The sequence below is a fragment of the Methylopila henanensis genome, from assembly GCF_042681025.1.
GTDB classification, from domain to species: domain Bacteria; phylum Pseudomonadota; class Alphaproteobacteria; order Rhizobiales; family Methylopilaceae; genus Methylopila; species Methylopila henanensis.
Map to the genome: position 1 here is coordinate 579453 of NZ_JBHUER010000010.1, position 18390 is coordinate 597842.

Here is an 18390-nt window from a genome sequence, read left to right on the forward strand (position 1 = left end):
CGCGCGCGATGATCGCCTTCGTCCTCCGCCGCCTGCTCTGGGCGATCCCGACGCTGTTCGCGGTGGTGACCCTCTCCTTCGTCCTCATGCGCTTTACGCCCGGCGGGCCGTTCAACGCGGATCAGGCGCTCGCGCCCGCGGTGCTCGAAAACCTCAAGCGCGCCTACCGGCTGGACCAGCCGCTCATCGTCCAGTACGGCGACTATCTCGCGCGGCTTCTCCAGGGCGATCTGGGTCCGAGCTACAGCTACCGCGACTTCACTGTCACCGAGCTGTTCGCCCGCGCCCTGCCCTACTCGCTCCAGATCGGCGGCGCGGCGCTCGTTCTGGCGCTCGTCGTCGGCGTTTCGCTCGGCGCGCTCACGGCGAAGCGGCAGGGCTCCGCGATCGACGCGGCCGTGACCACGCTGTCCGGCCTCGGCCTCACCGTGCCGAGCTTCGTGGTCGCGCCGCTGCTGTCGCTCGTGTTCGCGGTCTGGCTCGGCTGGCTGCCGGCGGCCGGCTGGGGCCAGGGCGCGCTCGCCTACAAGATCCTGCCGGTGGTCGCCCTCGCCCTGCCGCAGATCGCGGCCTTCGCGCGGCTGACGCGGGCCGCGACCATTGAGGCGCTGAAGGCCGACCACATCCGCACCGCCCGCGCCTACGGCCTGCCCGAATGGCGAGTGACGGCGCAGGCGCTGCGCGCGGCGGGCGGGCCGGCGCTGTCCTATCTCGGCCCGGCCGCGGCGGCGCTGCTCACGGGCTCGGTCGTGGTGGAGACCATCTTCGGCATCCCCGGCGTCGGACGCTATTTCGTGCTCGGCGCGCTCAACCGCGACTACGCGCTGGTGATGGGGACGGTGGTTCTGGTCGGCGTCTTCGTCGTCCTGTTCAACCTGCTCGTCGACCTCGCCTACGCCGTGCTCGATCCGAGGATCCGGCATGACTGACGCCGTCCTCGCTCCGGGCCCTGCGCGGGGCGGGCTCGCGGCCCAAGCGCTCGGGCGCCTGAGGCGCGATCCGGTGGGCCTTTTTGCGCTCGGGCTTCTGGCCGCGATCGCCGCCCTCTGCGTTGTCGGGCCGTGGCTCTCGCCGCACCCCTACGACCGCGTCTACCGCTCCTATGTGCTGGTCCCTCCAAGCCTCCAGCCCTATCCGCAGGAGGCGACGCTCGAGGACGCATTGCGCTCGGCGCTCGCCCGCGGCCGGGTGGAGCTGGCGCGGCTGACGGTCGACGGCGACCGCTTCCGCGCCGAGATCGCGGGCGCCGAGCCGATCGACCCGCGGGTGCTGCGCTACGTCGAGCGCGCCGACGAGTTCCGCAACGCGAGGCTCGCGGAGACGCGCGACGGCGGGCGGGCCGCCGTGATCGAGGGCGACGTGAACCGCGTCCGCTTCCTGATGGGCACCGACGCCAACGGGCGCGACCTGCTGGCGCGCATCCTCGCCGGCGGACAGGTCTCGCTCGCGGTCGGGCTGCTCGCCACGCTGACGAGCCTCGTCATCGGCGTCGCCTGGGGCGCGGTCGCGGGCTTCGTCGGCGGCCGGACCGACGACGTGATGATGCGGATCGTGGATGTGCTCTACGCCCTGCCCTTTGTGTTCCTCGTCATCCTGCTGGTGGTGACCTTCGGCCGGAACTTCGCGCTGTTGTTCCTCGCGATCGGCGCGATCGAGTGGCTCGACATGGCGCGCATCGTGCGCGGCGAGACGCTGCGGCTGAAGCGGCGGGAGTTCGTGCAGGCCGCCCGCGCGCTCGGCGTCTCGGAAAATCGTATCCTGCTGCGCCACATCCTGCCGAACATGGTCGGGACGGTCGTGGTGTTCGCCACGCTAACCGCGCCCAAGGTGATCCTGCTCGAAAGCTTCCTGTCGTTCCTGGGGCTCGGCGTCCAGGCGCCGCTGACGAGCTGGGGCGCGCTGATCGCGCAGGGCGCCGGCAGCCTGCAGGGCGCGCCGCACCTGCTGCTGTTTCCCGCCGCGTTCTTCGTGGCGACGCTCGCCGCTCTCAACATGCTCGGCGACCGCCTGCGCGACGCCTTCGATCCCCGGGTGAGATGAGGCCCGCGCGGAGATGGAGTTCCCGCCGGAAACGCCCCTCCCCCTTCCGCGCCGGAGAGCGCCGCGCTAAAAGGCCGCCGACCCACGACATCCCCGCGCCGGCCGCGCCGCCGCGCGCGCCTCCCACGCGAGTTCGAAAGCCCCATGGCCCAGCGCGAATTCATCTATCACATGGCCGGCGTCTCGAAGGCCTTCGGGCCCAAGAAGACGCTCGACAACATCCACCTCTCCTTCTACCCGGACGCCAAGATCGGCATCCTCGGCCCGAACGGCGCCGGCAAGTCGACCCTGCTGAAGATCATGGCGGGGATCGACAAGGAGTTCACCGGCGAGGCCTGGGCCGCCAAGGGCGCGAGGATCGGCTACCTCGAGCAGGAGCCGCAGCTCGATCCGAACAAGACGGTGCGCGAGAACGTCATGGAAGGCGTCGCCGCCAAGACGGCGATCCTCGAGCGCTACAACGAGCTCGCCATGAACTACTCGGACGAGACCGCGGACGAGATGACGGAGCTTCAGGACCGCATCGAGGCGCTCGGCCTGTGGGACCTGGATTCCAAGGTCGAGCAGGCCATGGACGCGCTCGGCTGCCCGCCGGACGACTGGGACGTGGAGAAGCTGTCGGGCGGCGAGAAGCGCCGCGTGGCGCTGTGCAAGCTGCTGCTCGAGGAGCCCGATCTCCTGCTGCTCGACGAGCCGACCAACCATCTCGACGCCGAGACGGTGAACTGGCTCGAGAACCACCTCCGGAACTACCCCGGCGCGATCCTGATCATCACCCACGACCGCTACTTCCTCGACAACGTGACGGGCTGGATTCTCGAGATCGACCGCGGCCGCGGCATCCCCTACGAGGGCAACTACTCCTCCTGGCTGGTGCAGAAGCAGAAGCGCATGATCCAGGAGAACCGCGTCGAGGAGGCGCTGCAGCGCACCCTGAAGCGCGAGCAGGAGTGGATGGGCAACAGCCCGAAGGCGCGCCAGGCCAAGAACAAGGCCCGCATCCAGCGCTACGACGACCTCGTCGCCAAGGCCTCGGAGGCCGGCCCGACCACGGCGCAGATCGTCATCCCGATCGCGGAGCGCCTCGGCGCCAACGTGGTGGAGTTCGACGGTCTGTCGAAGGGCTTCGGCGACAAGCTGCTGATCGAGGACCTGTCGTTCAAGCTGCCGCCCGGCGGCATCGTCGGCGTCATCGGCCCGAACGGCGCCGGCAAGACCACGCTGTTCCGCATGATCACCGGCCAGGACACGCCGGACAAGGGCGAGATCAAGGTCGGCGACACCGTCCATCTCGGCTATGTCGACCAGTCCCGCGACGCGCTCGATCCCAACAAGAACGTCTGGGAAGAGATTTCCGGCGGCACCGACGTCATCTATCTCGGCAAGCGCGAGGTGAACTCCCGCGCCTATGTCTCCGCCTTCAACTTCAAGGGCGCGGCCCAGCAGAAGAAGGTCGGCGACCTTTCGGGCGGCGAGCGCAACCGCGTCCATCTCGCCAAGATGCTGAAGTCGGGCGCCAACGTGCTGCTGCTCGACGAGCCCACCAACGACCTCGACATGGAGACGCTGCGCGCGCTCGAGGAGGCGCTGGAGGACTACGCCGGCTGCGCGGTCATCATCAGCCATGACCGCATGTTCCTCGACCGCATCGCGACCCACATGCTAGCCTTCGAGGGCGACAGCCACGTGGAATGGTTCGAGGGCAACTTCCAGGACTACGAGGAAGACAAGAAGCGCCGCCTCGGTCCGGACGCGGTCGAGCCCAAGCGCATCAAGTACCGCCAGTTCGCGCGGTGAGATGACGAGAGGGAAGACGCGACGGGGGTGATCGCCAGCCCTGTCGCGTCCAGCTCTTGGTGACGACGCAACCGGCCGTGCTGCTCGGCCGGCGCAGCACTTTGCGTCGCATGCCGCCATACTAATGCGGCCCGCTATTTAATCCCCAGTTTATCCCGAAACATCTGCAGTTCTATTGCATTCCTGGCTGCATTATCTATGATAATCTTGTTCGCCGCCCCAATGCCTGCAGCAGGGGGAGCAGATTTCGACAAGAATTCGTCGATCTGAAGTGATTTCGACACAGAATTGTTCGAAGTTCCGCCACCTTGGGCAGGAGATGAGGCGGCCGATGCCGCCAGAACGGCGAGTCGCGTCTCAACCGTCTTGATCTGCTCCTTCAGGTCGTCGTTCACCTTTACCTGTTTCGCGATCGAGTCATTCAATGTCGTGATCTGCTCGACAAATATCTTGGTCGTCGTGGTGACCTCGATCCCGCTGGCGGTCAGTTTGAAGTTCTGGATCACGCCGAGACTTGCGATTATCGCTCCGGCGACGATGAGCGCAGAGTTGCCGATCGCGATGTCTATTCTTTTGTAAGAAACAAAGAAGGCGGCGACGATGATCGCCACACCGACGGCTACGTAAACCCAGGGACTGGCGCCGCCTGTCGCGATGCTCGCCAACCCGATCTCGCTCACGCTCCGCGCATCCGCAGTCTCGACGCCTCCCATATCTCTCCCCCTGAGACCCAACGACCCTCGAACGGAAATACAATCTTAAATTGCATAAATTCGCAACAACAATTTTCCTTCATGGTTCCGCTCGTGACAAAACCGCACATTTCGTGCTAGCTAGCTTAGCTAAGTCACAGAGCGCGCCCATGAGCGTCACCAACATCCATCAGGCGAAGACCAACCTCTCCAAGCTGATCGAGGCGGCGGAGCGGGGCGAGGAGGTCATCATCGCCCGCAACGGCAAGCCGGTGGCCGCGATCGTGCCGATCGCGCCTCCAAACCTTGATGAGAAGGATACGCCGGGCAAGCGGATCGAAGACATCTGGGCGGGGAAGCTCGCTGGGAGCGACCCGGAGTGGTGAAAGAACGACGACGAATTTATCGACCTCTTCTATGACATCAGTAAATTCGCGAAAGATCCTGATGCTGCTTGATAGCAACATCCTGATCTTTTTGACCACGCGATCCCCCATCCTGCCGCCGGGAGCGCGGTCGGCGATACGGGAGGCGTCTTATCTCGCCGTAAGCATGGCGACCGTGTGGGAATTGGAGATCAAGAAGGGCATCGGAAAGCTGAACGACATCCTGGATTGGAGCGAACTCCAAGCTGATGGCCTTCAACTCCTACCAATCTAGGTCGAAGACGCCGTCCTCGCAGGATCGCTCCCTCTCCACCATCGCGACCCCTTCGACCGCATGATCATCGCGCAGGCCAAGCGCCGGGGGCTCCCGATCGTCACGCGTGACCGCGCCTTCGAGAACTATGGCGTTCCGGTGATCTGGGCATGAGCTTCAAGGAAGACTGGTCCGCCGCGCGCTATCTGCGCTTCGAGGACGAGCGCACCCGGCCTGCGGCGGAGCTGCTGGCGCGCGTTCCGCTCGCCTCGGCCCGGCGCGTGGTCGACCTCGGCTGCGGTCCCGGCAACTCCACCGAACTGCTGGCGCGCCGCTTTCCCGACGCGGAGGCCGTCGGCGTCGACTCCTCGCCCGACATGCTGGCGGCGGCCCGCGGGCGCCTGCCCTCCGCCCGCTTCGTCGAAGCCGACATCGCCCATTGGGCGCCGGGCGAGGCGGAACGGCCGGACGTGATCTTCGCCAACGCCGCGCTGCAATGGCTGCCGGACCACGAGACGCTGTTTCCGCGCCTGCTCCGCGCCCTGGCGCCGGGCGGCGTCCTCGCCGTGCAGATGCCGGACAACCTGCAGGAGCCGTCCCACGTCGCCATGCGCGAGACCGCGCTCGACGGCCGGTGGCGGGACAGGCTGAGCGCCGCCGCCGCGTCGCGCACGGCCCTTCTTCCCATGGAGCGCTACTATGACCTGCTGACCGGCGCGGGCGCGACGGCGGACGTCTGGCGCACCACCTTCGCCCATCCCCTCGACGGGCTGGCGGCGATCGTCGACTGGCTGCGCGCGACTGGGCTCCGGCCGTTCACCGCGCCGCTCGACGCCGCCGAGCGGACCCTATTCGAAGCCGACTACCAGCGGCGGCTCGCCTCGTTCTACACGCCCCGCGCCGACGGCAAGGTCCTGCTGCGCTTTCCACGCCTTTTCATGGTGGCCAAAGCCCGCTGATCCCGCGATAACTCCCCTGTGCCACCGTGAGACTCGGGGTGGTTCGGGGGAGTTCGGGAATAAATGCTTCGCTTCGTGGCGCGGCTTGGCGTCGTGACTCTGATCGCGATCGCGATGTCGGTCGCCCTGACCGTCGGGCTCGCCACGCTGTTCGGCTTCACGCCGGACCATGTCACCCTGATCATCGCCGCGACCTGCCCTCTGGTGATCTCGCTCACGCTCGGCGGCTACCTTCAGCGCCAGTCCGACCGGCTGCGGCTGCTGAACGACGACCTGCGGGAGGCGCACGCCCGGCTGAGCTATCTCGCGCGCCACGACGGGCTCACCGGCGTGCTGAACCATGCGGGTTTCTACGCCGCGGTCGACGACGTCCGCCGGCAGGGCGGCGCGCTGCTGCTGGCGGACGCCGACCACTTCAAGCAGCTCAACGACCACCACGGCCACGCCGCCGGCGACCGGGCGCTGCAGGCGCTCGCCCGGTCCATGGCCGCCGCCGCCGGACCGGACGCCCTGCTCGGCCGCGTCGGTGGCGAAGAGTTCGCGATCTATCTGCCCGCCAACAGCGCCGAGGAGGCCGCCGCCATCGCGGAGCGGGTGCGCCTCGCCGTGGCCGAAACGGCCGTCGCGCTGCCCGCCGGCGCCCAGACGCGCCTCACGGTCAGCGTCGGCGGCGCGACCGACGATCCCGCGCTGCCCTTCGCCGAAACCTTCCGCCGCGCCGACGCCTGCCTGTACGAGGCCAAGCGCGCCGGCCGGAACCGCGCCATACTGCCCGTCGCGGCCTGACGAGCTGAGAAGACTCCCATGACCACAGACCTGTTCGGCGAGATCGCCATCCATCCGGGCCGCCACATCGCCGGGCGGCTCGTGGACGTGCTCGCCACGCCGACCCCCGACACGTTCGAGACGGCCCCGGTCGCGCGCCTCGCGCTCGGCTTCGAGGGCGTTCCGGGCGACCGCCACGCCGGCTTCGTCCGGCCGTCCGGAGGCCGTGAGCCCTGGTACGAGCGGGGAACGGAGATCCGGTCCGGCCGGCAGCTCTCGATCGTATCCGTCGAGGACCTGGCGGAGGTCGCCGCGGCGATGGAGCTGGCGGAAGTGGCGCCGGCCTGGATCGGCGCCAACATCGTGATCCGGGACGTGCCCCGCCTGTCCTTCCTGCCGACCGGAACGCGCCTGTTCTTCGACGGCGGCGCGGTCGTGGTGGTCGAGGGGCAGAACGCCCCCTGCCGCTTCGCCGGCGCCGCGATCGCCCGGCACACCGGGGCGGCGAGCGCAGAACTCGGCTTCCGCGCCGTGGCCCGCAGGCTGCGCGGAGTGGTGGCGAGCGTCGAGCGGCCGGGCGCGATCGAAGCCGGCGGCGCCGTCGCGGTGAAGATTCCGGAGCAGTGGATCTACTAAGCCGGGCGCGGCGGGCCTTGCGCCTGAAAAGGCGCATTGCATCGGCGGCCATACCGATATAAAGACATCTTTATGTCTTTTATCGACGCCTCGTCCCGGATCGGCCTCGACGCCGCGCTCGCCGCCCTCCGGGCCGCGGCGGAGCCGACGCGGCTGCGGGTGCTCGCCCTGCTCGCCGAAGGCGAGCTGACGGTGTCCGACCTCACCGACATCCTCGGCCAGAGCCAGCCGCGCATCTCGCGCCACCTCAAGCTGCTGGTGGAGGCGGGGCTCGTCGAGCGTCGGCGCGAAGGCGCCTGGGCGTTCTTCGGGCTCGCCGAGATCGCGCCGATCAAGCAGGCGATCGCGGCCGCGCTCGACCGCCTCGACCCGGCCGACGCGGCGCTCGCGCGCGACCGCGAACGGCTGGCGGAGGTTCGGACCGCCCATCACGACGCCGCCGCCCGCTACTTCAGCGCGCAGGCCGCGCAGTGGGACGGCGTGCGCAGCCTGCACGTGGCCGAGACCGCGGTGGAGCGGGCGATCCTAGACATCCTCGGCGACCGCCGGATCGAGACCGCGCTCGACCTTGGCACCGGCACCGGCCGCGTGCTGGAGCTGCTCAGCCCGCAGGTCGGCCGCGCCATCGGCATCGACAGCAACCGCGACATGCTTTCGCTCGCGCGCGCCAATCTCGCCCGCGCCGGCGTCGCGAACGCGCAGGTGCGGCAGGGCGACATCTTCGCGCCGCCCGTCGCCGCCGACAGTTTCGACCTCGTGGTCGTGCACCAGGTGCTGCACTTCCTCGACGACGGCGCCCGCGCCGTCCGCGAGGCCGCGCGCGCGCTCAGCGCCGGCGGGCGGCTGCTGATCGTCGACTTCGCGCCGCATGGCATCGAGGAGCTGCGCGAGGCCCACGCCCACCGGCGGCTCGGCTTCTCCCACGACACGATGACCGGCTGGCTCACGGCCGCCGGCCTCGACGTCGTCGCCCATGTCCAGCTGCCGCCGCCCGACGGCGCCGCCGACAAGCTCACCGTATCGCTTTGGCTCGCGCGCGATCCGCGGATCGTCGCCGACGCGCCGCCCTCTCCCTCGAACCTCGAGGTGGCATGATGCCCAACCAACGTCTCTCCCGCGCCGCGCGCCGGCCGATCCGCGTGTCGTTCGAATTCTTTCCGCCCAAGACGCCGGAGATGGAGGAGACGCTGTGGCGCTCGGTGGAGCGGCTCGCGCCGCTCGGGCCGACCTTCATGTCCGTCACCTACGGCGCCGGCGGCTCGACCCGCGAGCGCACCCACGCGACCGTCGCCCGGATGGTGAAGGAGACCGACGTGCCGCCGGCCGCGCATCTGACCTGCGTCTCCGCGACCCGCGAGGAGGTCGACGCGGTGGTCGACGGCTACCGCGAGGCCGGCGTCCGCCACATCGTGGCGCTGCGCGGCGATCCCGCCGGCGGCGTCGGTTCGACCTTCGAGCCGCATCCCGGCGGCTACGCCTCCACCGCGGACCTGATCTCCGGCATCCGCCGCCGCGCGCCGGAGATCGAGATCTCCGTCTCGGCCTATCCCGAGAAGCACCCGGAGAGCCCGAGCGTCGAGGCTGATTTCGACGTGCTCAAGGCCAAGGTCGACGCCGGCGCGACCCGCGCCATCACCCAGTTCTTCTTCGACAACGGCCACTACCTCCGCTACGTCGACCAGGCGCGGGCGCGCGGCATCCACATCCCGATCGTGCCTGGGATCGTCGCGGTGTCGAACTTCCGGCAGACCGCGAACTTCGCGACCAAGGCCGGCGCCACCGTGCCGGACTGGTTCGCCGCGCGCTTCGAGGGGCTGGAGAACGATCCGCAGACCCGCCAGCTCATCGCGGCGGCGGTCGCCGCGGAGCAGGTGTTCGACCTCGTCGATCACGGCGTGAAGGACTTCCACTTCTACACCATGAACAAGGCCGACCTGGTCTACGCTGTCTGCCACCTGCTGGGCCTGCGGCCGGATTCGGCCGCGGCGGGGGCGGTCGCGGCGTGAAGATCACGCTCGACGACATCAGCCGTATCCGCGCCGAGATGGACGGACCCATGGAGCTGTGGTCGGGGCGACACCGGTGAAATTATGGCCTGGGCCCACGATATGATCGTGTTGGAAGATCGACTGCTCGATGCGCTCGCCGGAAGCCCGCCGCCGCGTTCGATCAGGGAGCTTCGAGAGCTTCGGAAGCTTCTCGCCCCGATCGAGAACGAAGGAACGCCGTCATGACCGACACCGAAACCACGATCCGCACGCTCGCCGCCGAGCGCATCCTCGTGCTCGACGGCGCCATGGGCACCATGATCCAGCAGCGCAAGTTTTCGGAAGAGGACTTCCGCGCCGAGCGCTTCAAGGACTGGGGCCATGACCTCAAGGGCAACAACGACCTCCTGATCCTGACCCAGCCCGACGCCATCCGGGACATCCATCTCGAATACTTCCGCGCCGGCGCCGACATCGTCGAGACCAACACCTTCTCGTCCACGACCATCGCCCAGGCCGACTACGGCATGGAGTCGCTCGCCTACGAGCTGAACGTCGAGGGCGCGAAGCTCGCGCGGCAGGCCGGCGACATCGCGGCCAAGGAGGACGGGCGCCCGCGCTTCGTCGCCGGCACGCTCGGGCCGACGAACCGCACGGCGTCGATCTCGCCGGACGTGAACAATCCGGGTTTCCGCGCCATCACCTTCGACCAGCTCGCCGAGGCCTATGGCGAGGCCGCGCGCGGCCTGCTCGACGGCGGGGCGGACCTTTTGCTCGTCGAGACCATCTTCGACACGCTGAACGCCAAGGCGGCGATCTTCGCGATCGAGGAGACCTTCGCCGAGCGCGGAATCCGCGTGCCGGTGATGATCTCCGGCACCATCACCGACCTGTCCGGCCGCACGCTCTCGGGCCAGACGCCGACGGCGTTCTGGAACGCGCTGAACCACGCGCGGCCGATCTCGTTCGGGCTGAACTGCGCGCTCGGCGCCAAGGAGATGCGCGCCCACGTCGCGGAGCTGTCGAAGGTCGCGAACACGCTGATCTGCGCCTACCCGAACGCCGGCCTGCCGAACGAATTCGGCCTCTACGACGAGAGCCCGGAGGCGATGGGCGAGCTCGTCGGCGAGTTCGCCTCGTCCGGCCTCGTCAACATCGTCGGCGGCTGCTGCGGCACCACCCCCGCCCACATCGCCGCGATCGCGCAGGCGGTGAAGGGCAAGGCGCCGCGCCAGATCCCGGACATCGCGCCCAAGATGCGCCTGTCCGGCCTTGAGCCGTTCGAACTGACCGCCGCCTGACGCCTGACCCTCACGACGGATCGCCCTATGACCTCCGCCGCCTCCCGCTTCGTCAACGTCGGCGAGCGCACCAACGTCACCGGCTCCGCCAAGTTCCGGAAGCTGATCACCAACGCCGACTACGCCGCGGCGCTGGACGTGGCGCGCGAGCAGGTGGAGAACGGCGCGCAGATCCTCGACGTGAACATGGACGAGGGCCTTCTCGACTCCGAGAAGGCGATGACGGAGTTCCTGAACCTCGTCGCCTCGGAGCCGGACATCGCCCGGGTGCCGGTGATGATCGACAGCTCCAAGTGGTCGGTGATCGAGGCCGGCCTGAAGTGCGTCCAGGGCAAGCCGATCGTGAACTCGATCTCGCTGAAGGAAGGCGAGGAGAGCTTCATCCACTACGCCCGCAAGGTGCGCGCCTACGGCGCCGCCGTGGTGGTGATGGCGTTCGACGAGACCGGACAGGCCGACACCTTCGCGCGCAAGACCGAGATCTGCGGCCGGGCCTACAAGATCCTGACTGAGCAGGTCGGCTTCCCGCCCGAGGACATCGTGTTCGACCCGAACGTGTTCGCGGTCGCGACCGGCATCGAGGAGCACGCCAACTACGGCGTCGACTTCATCAACGCGACGAAGTGGATTCGCGAGAACCTGCCGCACGCGCATATCTCGGGCGGCGTCTCGAACCTCTCCTTCGCCTTCCGGGGCAACGAGCCGGTGCGCGCGGCGATGCACTCGGTGTTCCTCTACCACGCCATCGCCGTCGGCATGGACATGGGCATCGTCAACGCCGGCGCCCTGCCGGTCTATGACGACATCGACCCGGAGCTGCGCGAGCTCGCCGAGGACGTCGTGCTCAACCGCCGGCCGGACGCGACCGACCGGCTGCTCGCCGCGGCCGACAAGTTCAAGGGCGGCAAGCAGGAAGCCAAGGTCGTCGACACCAAGTGGCGCGACCAGCCGGTGAAGAAGCGGCTGGAGCACGCCCTCGTCCACGGCATCACCGAGTTCATCGAGGCGGACACCGAGGAGGCCCGCGCCGCGTCCGAGCGTCCGCTGCACGTGATCGAAGGCCCGCTGATGGACGGCATGAACGTCGTCGGCGACCTGTTCGGCGCAGGGAAAATGTTCCTGCCGCAGGTGGTGAAGTCGGCCCGCGTCATGAAGCAGGCCGTCGCCTACCTGATGCCGTTCATGGAGGAGGAGAAGCGCCTCAACGGCGGCGCCGAGCGCTCCAACGCCGGCAAGATCCTGATGGCGACGGTGAAGGGCGACGTCCACGACATCGGCAAGAACATCGTCGGCGTCGTGCTCCAGTGCAACAACTACGAGGTGATCGACCTCGGCGTCATGGTGCCGGTGCAGAAGATCATCGCCGCGGCGCGGGAGCACAAGGTCGACGTCATCGGCCTGTCCGGCCTGATCACGCCCTCGCTCGACGAGATGGTGACGGTCGCCTCCGAGCTCGAGCGCGAGGGCTTCGACGTGCCGCTGCTGATCGGCGGCGCGACCACCTCCAAGATCCACACCGCGGTGAAGATCCATCCGGCCTATGAGCGGGGCCAGGCGGTCTACGTGCTGGACGCCAGCCGCGCGGTCGGCGTGGTGTCGCAACTGCTGTCCAAGGAGGGCGGCGCCGCGACTTACGTCTCCGACATCCAGGCCGACTACGCCCGCCTCGCCGAGCAGCACGCGCGGGCGCAGGAGGACAAGGTCCGCGCCACGATCGCGGCCGCGCGCGAGAACCGCCTCGTCATCGACACGGGACGCGTGCAGCCGAAGCCCAGCTTCCTCGGCACGAAAGTGCTGAAGAACATCCCGCTCGAAACCCTGATCCCCCATATCGACTGGACGCCGTTCTTCGCGACGTGGGAGCTGAAGGGCCGCTATCCGGAGATCCTCACCGACGAGAAATACGGCGAGGCCGCGCGCAGCCTCTACGACGACGCTACCGCCATGCTGCGCCAGATGGCGGAGGAGAAGTGGCTGGAGGCGCGCGCCGTCATCGGCTTCTGGCCGGCCGCCGCCCGCGGCGACGACATCGTGCTGTTCAAGGACGACTCCCGGACCGAGGAGCTCGCGACGCTCCACACGCTGCGCCAGCAGATGGCGCGGGGCAAGGACCGGCCGAACCTCGCGCTCGCCGACTTCGTGGCGCCGGAAGACTCAGGCGTGCCGGACTATGTGGGCGGTTTCGCCGTCACCGCCGGCATCGGCGAGGAGGCGGTGGCCCAGCGCTTCGCCCGCGCCAACGACGATTACGGCGGCATCCTCGCCAAGGCGCTCGCCGACCGTCTGGCGGAGGCCGCCGCGGAGTGGATGCACGCCGAGGTGCGCAAGGTCCACTGGGGCTACGCCCCCGACGAGGCGCTCTCGAACGACGATCTGATCGCCGAGAAATACGACGGCATCCGCCCCGCCCCCGGCTATCCGGCCCAGCCGGACCACACCGAGAAGGGCACGCTGTTCGAGCTTCTCGACGCGCCGGAGGCCATCGGCCTGACGCTGACGGAGAGCTACGCCATGTGGCCGGGCTCCGCCGTCTCCGGGCTCTACTTCAGCCACCCGGACAGCCGCTATTTCGGCCTCGGCAAGATCGACCGCGACCAGGTCGCAGACTACGCCGCCCGCAAGGGCTACGCGCTCGCCGACATGGAGAAGTGGCTCGCCCCGGTGCTGAACTACGATCCCAACCGCGCGGCCAAGCTCGCCGCGGAGTGAGGACGCCGGGCGTCGTCCCGGCCGCGGCGAAGCGGAGAACCGGGACCGTCGTCCGCAGTGGCGCGTTCGCGGCCCGGGCCGCCCTCCGCCGTCGTCCTCCGGCCTGACCGGAGGACCCATCGTCGACGTCGAGCGGCGCGCCGGACATGGATGCTCCGGTCGAGCCGGACCATGACGAGCTTTGTTCTGAAAACGGTCCCGGATCGGCCTTCGGCCGTCCGGGATGACCCGGCGGCGCTTACGCCCCCGCGTGCATCGCCGCCGTACGGCGGTAAAGCGCGTGCGGCAGGCCGGCGTGCTCGAACGGCTTGTCATAGGCGAAGGCGAGCCGGTCGATCACCGCGAGCGAGTGCGTGTTGGCGACGGTGGTGAAGGCGACGATCTCGGGCAGGCCCAGATTTTCGAACCCGAGCTGGAGGGCGGCCGCGCCGATGCGCGTGGCGTGGCCCCGGCAGCGCATGCGCGGCGTCAGCGCGTAGGCGAGCTCGACGGTGCGCTCGCCCGCGACCTCGCAGCGGCGGATGCCGGCCCAGCCGGAGAAGGAGCCGTCGCGCATGTCGCGGAGAAACCAGAGCCCGAAGCCCGCGTCACGCCAGTGCGCCCTGGCCCGCGCGATGAAGCTCGACGCGGCGTCGCTGGAGCGGACGCCGCCGAGCGTCGTCATCACGGCGGGGTCGGCGAACACCGTCGTCAGCGCCGGCAGGTATCCGTCATGGGGCACGTCGCCCAGGACGCCCTCGATCTCGAGGATCGTCGGATAGCGCTGGCTCAGCATCGCGCGCTCCTGTCATCGCCGTCTCGGGCGGCGTCGCCGCAGGGTGGCTCCCCGCGTAGTCCCCTAGAAGGACATGGGCGGATCGTGGCGCCATCAAGACCGCGTGAGAACAGAACTTGAGTCTATTCAAGGCGTTTTCGGCGCCGACGCGTCAGAACGCCTCGCGCGCCGAGGCGCCCGCGCAGGCCTCGTCGCCGAGCCGGCGTCGAAACGCCGCGAGCATGCGCTCCTCGCGTTCCGCCGGATCGAGCAGCACGCAGCTTCCGCAATAGGTCCCGCCCTCGACCGTGTAATAGCGGCAGCACCCGCCGCGGACGCGGAAGTTCTCGCTCGCGATCGGCTTATCCGGCGCGGACGGATCGATCAGGTCGAAGCGGGTGAAGCGCATCTGCCGGTTGGTCAGCGGCGAGCCCGGACGCTTCAGGACGCCAAGCGCGTCGCGCTTCGCCTCCTCCACCCTGTCGAGCGCCTCGCCCGCGCCGAGAAAGGCGAGCGCGACAGAGTCGCCCACGAGCCGCCACAGCGCGCCGCGGGACAGGCCGCCATAGCCGCGGAGCCATTCGACCAGCGGCGCGAAGAGGGCCTCGAGCGCGATCCGGACATGCTCGGCGAGCGCGGCGCGGTCGGACAGGAGCACGGCGCCCGGGACGCCGTCATGGGCCGGATCGAGGCTCGCGAAGCCCGGCGAGGCCAGCCGCAGATGGATCCGCTCGCCCGGCACGTCGCGGCCTTCATACGCCATGACGCGGCGCTCCAGCCGGAAGCCCACGCGGTCGGCCGACAGGTCGAAGGCGACGCCGTGCTCCACCACGCCCATGGCGAGCGGGACCGTTAGCGCATAGGCCAGTCCCCCGACGAGGTAGGCGGACTGGCCCTTCTCGTCGAGATCCGTGGAGAAGGCCCGCTGATAGGCGAGCAGCCGGTCCATGGCGGCGCGGTCGGGGCCCCAGAGCCGCGACAGCGGCGCCCATTCCCCAGAGAGCGGCCCGACGCTCAGCGGAGCCGGAAGATCACGGCTCGCCAGAGCCGCGGCCAGGCGCTCGAGCGGGTTCGGCCTGGACGTTTCTGCGGACTGACGCGACATCGAACTCCGGCGGAGCTGAACCACGCGCCTCTATACCCCCGTCCGGCGGCCGCGTCTCGGAGCGCGTGGGCGCCAACGCCACGGCTCTGGAGCTGTTCTGGACTGCACGATTGCGTGGGCGCCCATGCGCCGGCTCGCCTTTCGCCTTCTTTCGTGCACCGTATAATGCCGTACTGGCACGGCGCGCCTGTGGCGCGCGACCGGCCCTCTTCATGTTCGCCTGTCCGGAAGCGCCTACGTCTTGAGCGACGCCCCCAACCTGTTCAACCTTCTCCGCCTGCGCGACGACACCGCGCGGCCCATGTATCAGCAGCTCGAGGAGCAGCTCGCGGCGCTCATCGGCGCGGGCGTCGTCGCGGTGGGCGCCACGCTGCCGGCCGAGCGTCGGCTCGCCGAGGATCTCGGCGTCAGCCGCACCACCGTGCAGCGCTGCTACGACGCGCTGCGCCGCCGCCGTATGCTGAGCGCGCATGGCCGGCTCGGCTACCGCGTCGAGGCGGTGGAGAGCCGGATCAAGCCGGGCATGGAGAGGCTGAAGGGCTTCACCGAGGAGATGCGCGAGCTCGGCCGGACCCCGTCGTCCGAGGTGCTGGAGCAGGACGTCGCCACGGACCGTTCGATCGCCTCGATCTTCGGCCTGCCCTCGGCCGCGCCTCTGCTCAAGCTGGTGCGCGTCCGGCTCGGCGACGGCATGCCGCTGTCGGTGGAGAAGGCGTGGTACGACGTCGCCGCGGCGCCGGCGCTGGCCGAGGCCGACCTCAGCGGCTCGGTCTACGCCCGTCTGGCCGAAAGCGGCCTGACGCTGACGCGCTGCGAGCAGACCATCGAGGCGGCGTCGCCGGACGAGCGCGAGAGCGCGATCTTCGGCTTCGAGGAGCCCCTGCCCTGCCTGCTGATCCGCCGCCGCTCCTATGACGGCGGCGGCCGGATGATCGAATATGTGGAAGGCCTGTTCCGCGGCGACGCCTACGCCTACCGCCTGACGCTCAACGCCTGATTCGGGCCGGAGCCGCGACGGACGGCCCGGGGCGCGATCCGTTTATCATCCGACAAACTTTTCCAACCGTCTTTATGGCCCTCTTTTGGCCGATGCGACGATCGGCAGCGGCCCTCGAATGACTACGGGACGGCCCGGACGTCGCCATCAAGGCGAGGTCCCGGCCGTCCCGCGGCAGGTCCTATGGACGGGGCGTCAGTCGGCGCAGGCTTCCCGCGACCGTGTCCCTTGGACGCGCGTTTCGCGCGCCGTCTCGATCGTTTCGCGCCGCCACCGCGCGTGATCGCGCGCGGCCGCCCGACGCTCGACCGCGAGCGCCGACAGCCTGAGCGTGGGGTCCCGCCACATCGGCTCGGAGGCCGCCGAGGCGATGTCGCCGCGCGACAGGCCGAGATCCGCCAGCATCCGATCGTCGAAATGCGCGAGTTCGCGCAGGTCGCCTCGCCGTTTCCAGGCCACGGCCACGGCGGTGGCGCGGCGCATGACGTCGCGGGCCACGAAGATGGCGACCTTGGCCGGAGTGATCCGGGCGGTCTTCAGGCTCTCGAGCGACATCAGCGACATGGCGACCTCCTTATCGGCCGGGCGGCGTAATCCATCGGTAGCGACGATCCGTGGTCCGGCTCATCCGGACCACCCGAAACCGCCGCAGCCTCCCGGGAACGACGCGACCATGCCTGAGACCGATTGATCAGTGAAACGAATGTTTCTAATATGGGTCATCATATCCCGTGATGCTCAGAGGCGCTCATGACTGCCCTGCTGGATGTCGACCAACTGAAGACCTTCGTCGCGATCGTGGACACGGGCTCGTTCACCCGCGCCGCTGACGTGGTGCACAAGACGCAGTCGGCGGTGTCGATGCAGATGAAGCGGCTGGAGGAGCGGGTCGGCCGGCCGATCTTCGCCCGCGACGGCCGCGGCGCGCGGCTGACCGAGGACGGCGAGCGCCTGCTCGACTACGCCCGGCGCATCGTCCACATCTCGCGCGAGGCGGTGTCGGCCTTCGCCGACGACGCCCTGACCGGACGGGTGCGGCTCGGCGTGCCGGACGACTACGCCGAGCGCTACCTGCCCGAGATCCTGGCGCGCTTCTCCCGCTCCAACCCGCGGGTGGAGGTTTCGGTGGTGTGCGAGCCGACCAGCCATCTCGTCGGCTTCATCGAGCGCGACGACCTCGACCTCGCCATCATCACCCACGCGTCGCGCAAGCCGGTCGGCGAGATCATCCGGCAGGAGCCGCTGCTGTGGGTGACGTCCCAGCGCGCCATGGTCCACGAGGAGGCGGTGATCCCGCTCGCGCTCGGCACCGCCGCCTGCGAGTGGCGGGAGACCGCGATGGCGCAGCTCGAGGCGGTCGGCCGCGCGAGCCGGGTGCTCTATTCGAGCTGCAATTTCACGGCCGTGGGCTCCGCCGTGCTGGCGGGCCTCGCGGTGTCCGTGCTGCCGGAGTCCGCGCTGCGGCCGGGCATGCGCATCCTGAACCAGGCCGACGGCTTCCCGCCGCTGCCGACCTGCAAGATCGCGCTGCTGAAGAACGCCGGCTCGCTGACGGAGACCGCGCAGGCGCTCGCCGACCACATCGTTGCGAGCCTCGACAACCTGTCGGCGTCTTACGAGAGCGCGGCGATCGCGGCGGAGTGACCGCGAAAGATTAGCCGGCGAACAGCTCGGCGTAGCGCTCGGGCTTGAAGCCGACCACGGGCTTGCCCCTGCCGGTCAGCACCGGCCGCTTGATCAGGCTCGGATGCGCCGCCATCAGCCGCAGAGCCTTCGCCTCGTCGAGCCCTTCGCGGTCGGCGTCGGGAAGCTTGCGGAACGTCGTGCCGGCCCGGTTCAGCAGGGTCTCCCAGCCGACCTCGCGCGCCCAGTCCGCGAGCGTCTCCGGCTGGATTCCGGCGGCCTTGTAGTCGTGGAAAGCGTAAGCGACGCCGCGCGCGTCCAGCCAGGCGCGCGCCTTCTTCATCGTGTCGCAGTTCTTGATGCCGTAGACGGTCAGGCTCATCGG

The 18390-nt window shown here is 69.2% G+C and carries 17 protein-coding genes and 2 pseudogenes; 14 read left to right on the plus strand and 5 right to left on the minus strand.

Features of this window, described 5'->3' with window-relative positions:
- Window positions 1-8: 8 nt before the first annotated feature.
- The 3 genes from ACFSCV_RS15895 (at window position 9) to ettA (ending at window position 3837) form a co-directional block, all read left to right on the plus strand.
- A complete protein-coding gene (locus ACFSCV_RS15895; RefSeq protein WP_378800544.1) occupies window positions 9-929 on the plus strand; it encodes an ABC transporter permease in 921 nt (306 codons plus the stop codon).
- Window positions 922-2040, plus strand: coding sequence for an ABC transporter permease (locus ACFSCV_RS15900; protein WP_378800545.1), 1119 nt, complete (start codon window positions 922-924; stop codon window positions 2038-2040). The genes ACFSCV_RS15895 and ACFSCV_RS15900 overlap by 8 nt, the downstream gene beginning before the upstream one ends.
- A gap of 144 nt (window positions 2041-2184) precedes the next feature.
- A complete protein-coding gene (gene ettA / locus ACFSCV_RS15905; RefSeq protein ID WP_378800546.1) occupies window positions 2185-3837 on the plus strand; it encodes an energy-dependent translational throttle protein EttA in 1653 nt (550 codons plus the stop codon).
- A 134-nt stretch (window positions 3838-3971) separates the two neighbouring features.
- Here ettA and ACFSCV_RS15910 read toward each other — a convergent pair whose 3' ends face one another.
- Window positions 3972-4517 (minus strand): hypothetical protein, encoded by a 546-nt coding sequence (locus ACFSCV_RS15910; RefSeq protein WP_378800547.1) that lies wholly within the window; start codon window positions 4515-4517, stop codon window positions 3972-3974.
- Between the two features lie 182 nt (window positions 4518-4699).
- On the opposite strand from ACFSCV_RS15910, the gene ACFSCV_RS15915 reads away from it, so the two are divergent.
- The 9 genes and pseudogenes from ACFSCV_RS15915 (at window position 4700) to metH (ending at window position 13526) form a co-directional block, all read left to right on the plus strand.
- Window positions 4700-4915 (plus strand): type II toxin-antitoxin system Phd/YefM family antitoxin, encoded by a 216-nt coding sequence (locus ACFSCV_RS15915; RefSeq protein ID WP_378800548.1) that lies wholly within the window; start codon window positions 4700-4702, stop codon window positions 4913-4915.
- 61 nt (window positions 4916-4976) lie between these two features.
- Window positions 4977-5189 (plus strand): PIN domain-containing protein, encoded by a 213-nt coding sequence (locus tag ACFSCV_RS15920; RefSeq protein WP_378800549.1) that lies wholly within the window; start codon window positions 4977-4979, stop codon window positions 5187-5189.
- A gap of 15 nt (window positions 5190-5204) precedes the next feature.
- Window positions 5205-5342: pseudogene (locus ACFSCV_RS15925) on the plus strand (type II toxin-antitoxin system VapC family toxin); the annotation flags it as partial.
- Entirely contained in the window at window positions 5339-6127 is a 789-nt protein-coding gene (gene tam / locus ACFSCV_RS15930; RefSeq protein ID WP_378800550.1) for a trans-aconitate 2-methyltransferase, read from the plus strand. The pseudogene ACFSCV_RS15925 and the gene tam, both read left to right, overlap by 4 nt.
- A 63-nt stretch (window positions 6128-6190) precedes the next feature.
- The gene (locus ACFSCV_RS15935; protein ID WP_378800551.1) at window positions 6191-6913 is read left to right on the plus strand and encodes a GGDEF domain-containing protein; all 723 of its coding nucleotides are present in this window, start codon (window positions 6191-6193) and stop codon (window positions 6911-6913) included.
- Between the two features lie 18 nt (window positions 6914-6931).
- Entirely contained in the window at window positions 6932-7528 is a 597-nt protein-coding gene (locus ACFSCV_RS15940) for an MOSC domain-containing protein (RefSeq protein ID WP_378800552.1), read from the plus strand.
- A 72-nt stretch (window positions 7529-7600) separates the two neighbouring features.
- Window positions 7601-8623: an ArsR/SmtB family transcription factor gene (locus tag ACFSCV_RS15945; protein ID WP_378800553.1), complete on the plus strand. Its 1023-nt coding sequence runs from the start codon at window positions 7601-7603 to the stop codon at window positions 8621-8623.
- The gene (gene metF, locus ACFSCV_RS15950; RefSeq protein ID WP_378800554.1) at window positions 8623-9534 is read left to right on the plus strand and encodes a methylenetetrahydrofolate reductase [NAD(P)H]; all 912 of its coding nucleotides are present in this window, start codon (window positions 8623-8625) and stop codon (window positions 9532-9534) included. The genes ACFSCV_RS15945 and metF overlap by 1 nt, the downstream gene beginning before the upstream one ends.
- A gap of 224 nt (window positions 9535-9758) precedes the next feature.
- Window positions 9759-13526: pseudogene (metH, locus tag ACFSCV_RS15955) on the plus strand (methionine synthase).
- Window positions 13527-13764: 238 nt separating this feature from the next.
- Here the strand turns inward: metH and ACFSCV_RS15960 are convergent.
- Together ACFSCV_RS15960 and ACFSCV_RS15965 are read right to left on the minus strand one after the other, a co-directional pair.
- A complete protein-coding gene (locus ACFSCV_RS15960; protein WP_378800555.1) occupies window positions 13765-14301 on the minus strand; it encodes a GNAT family N-acetyltransferase in 537 nt (178 codons plus the stop codon).
- A 151-nt stretch (window positions 14302-14452) separates the two neighbouring features.
- On the minus strand, window positions 14453-15385 hold the full coding sequence (locus tag ACFSCV_RS15965) for a (2Fe-2S)-binding protein (protein ID WP_378800556.1): 933 nt from the start codon (window positions 15383-15385) through the stop codon (window positions 14453-14455).
- 301 nt (window positions 15386-15686) lie between these two features.
- On the opposite strand from ACFSCV_RS15965, the gene ACFSCV_RS15970 reads away from it, so the two are divergent.
- The gene (locus ACFSCV_RS15970; protein WP_378800757.1) at window positions 15687-16382 is read left to right on the plus strand and encodes a GntR family transcriptional regulator; all 696 of its coding nucleotides are present in this window, start codon (window positions 15687-15689) and stop codon (window positions 16380-16382) included.
- Between the two features lie 195 nt (window positions 16383-16577).
- On the opposite strand, the gene ACFSCV_RS15975 is transcribed toward ACFSCV_RS15970, so the two are convergent.
- A complete protein-coding gene (locus tag ACFSCV_RS15975; RefSeq protein WP_378800557.1) occupies window positions 16578-16946 on the minus strand; it encodes a DUF1127 domain-containing protein in 369 nt (122 codons plus the stop codon).
- 186 nt (window positions 16947-17132) lie between these two features.
- Between ACFSCV_RS15975 and ACFSCV_RS15980 the strand changes: the two genes are divergently transcribed.
- On the plus strand, window positions 17133-18026 hold the full coding sequence (locus ACFSCV_RS15980) for a LysR family transcriptional regulator (RefSeq protein ID WP_271199337.1): 894 nt from the start codon (window positions 17133-17135) through the stop codon (window positions 18024-18026).
- Window positions 18027-18036: 10 nt separating this feature from the next.
- Here the strand turns inward: ACFSCV_RS15980 and ACFSCV_RS15985 are convergent, their stop codons facing one another.
- Window positions 18037-18387, minus strand: coding sequence for an ArsC family reductase (locus ACFSCV_RS15985; protein WP_378800558.1), 351 nt, complete (start codon window positions 18385-18387; stop codon window positions 18037-18039).
- Window positions 18388-18390 lie beyond the last annotated feature (3 nt).

What these genes read in the sequence shown, in the direction of transcription:
- ACFSCV_RS15895 (WP_378800544.1), top strand. Translation starts at nt 9, where the DNA reads ATGATCGCCTTCGTCCTCCGCCGCCTGCTCTGGGCGATCCCGACGCTG.
- ACFSCV_RS15900 (WP_378800545.1), top strand. Translation starts at nt 922, where the DNA reads ATGACTGACGCCGTCCTCGCTCCGGGCCCTGCGCGGGGCGGGCTCGCG.
- ettA (WP_378800546.1), top strand. Translation starts at nt 2,185, where the DNA reads ATGGCCCAGCGCGAATTCATCTATCACATGGCCGGCGTCTCGAAGGCC.
- ACFSCV_RS15915 (WP_378800548.1), top strand. Translation starts at nt 4,700, where the DNA reads ATGAGCGTCACCAACATCCATCAGGCGAAGACCAACCTCTCCAAGCTG.
- ACFSCV_RS15920 (WP_378800549.1), top strand. Translation starts at nt 4,977, where the DNA reads ATGCTGCTTGATAGCAACATCCTGATCTTTTTGACCACGCGATCCCCC.
- tam (WP_378800550.1), top strand. Translation starts at nt 5,339, where the DNA reads ATGAGCTTCAAGGAAGACTGGTCCGCCGCGCGCTATCTGCGCTTCGAG.
- ACFSCV_RS15935 (WP_378800551.1), top strand. Translation starts at nt 6,191, where the DNA reads ATGCTTCGCTTCGTGGCGCGGCTTGGCGTCGTGACTCTGATCGCGATC.
- ACFSCV_RS15940 (WP_378800552.1), top strand. Translation starts at nt 6,932, where the DNA reads ATGACCACAGACCTGTTCGGCGAGATCGCCATCCATCCGGGCCGCCAC.
- ACFSCV_RS15945 (WP_378800553.1), top strand. Translation starts at nt 7,601, where the DNA reads ATGTCTTTTATCGACGCCTCGTCCCGGATCGGCCTCGACGCCGCGCTC.
- metF (WP_378800554.1), top strand. Translation starts at nt 8,623, where the DNA reads ATGCCCAACCAACGTCTCTCCCGCGCCGCGCGCCGGCCGATCCGCGTG.
- ACFSCV_RS15960 (WP_378800555.1), bottom strand. Translation starts at nt 14,301, where the DNA reads ATGCTGAGCCAGCGCTATCCGACGATCCTCGAGATCGAGGGCGTCCTG.
- ACFSCV_RS15965 (WP_378800556.1), bottom strand. Translation starts at nt 15,385, where the DNA reads ATGTCGCGTCAGTCCGCAGAAACGTCCAGGCCGAACCCGCTCGAGCGC.
- ACFSCV_RS15970 (WP_378800757.1), top strand. Translation starts at nt 15,687, where the DNA reads ATGTATCAGCAGCTCGAGGAGCAGCTCGCGGCGCTCATCGGCGCGGGC.
- ACFSCV_RS15975 (WP_378800557.1), bottom strand. Translation starts at nt 16,946, where the DNA reads ATGTCGCTGATGTCGCTCGAGAGCCTGAAGACCGCCCGGATCACTCCG.
- ACFSCV_RS15980 (WP_271199337.1), top strand. Translation starts at nt 17,133, where the DNA reads ATGACTGCCCTGCTGGATGTCGACCAACTGAAGACCTTCGTCGCGATC.
- ACFSCV_RS15985 (WP_378800558.1), bottom strand. Translation starts at nt 18,387, where the DNA reads ATGAGCCTGACCGTCTACGGCATCAAGAACTGCGACACGATGAAGAAG.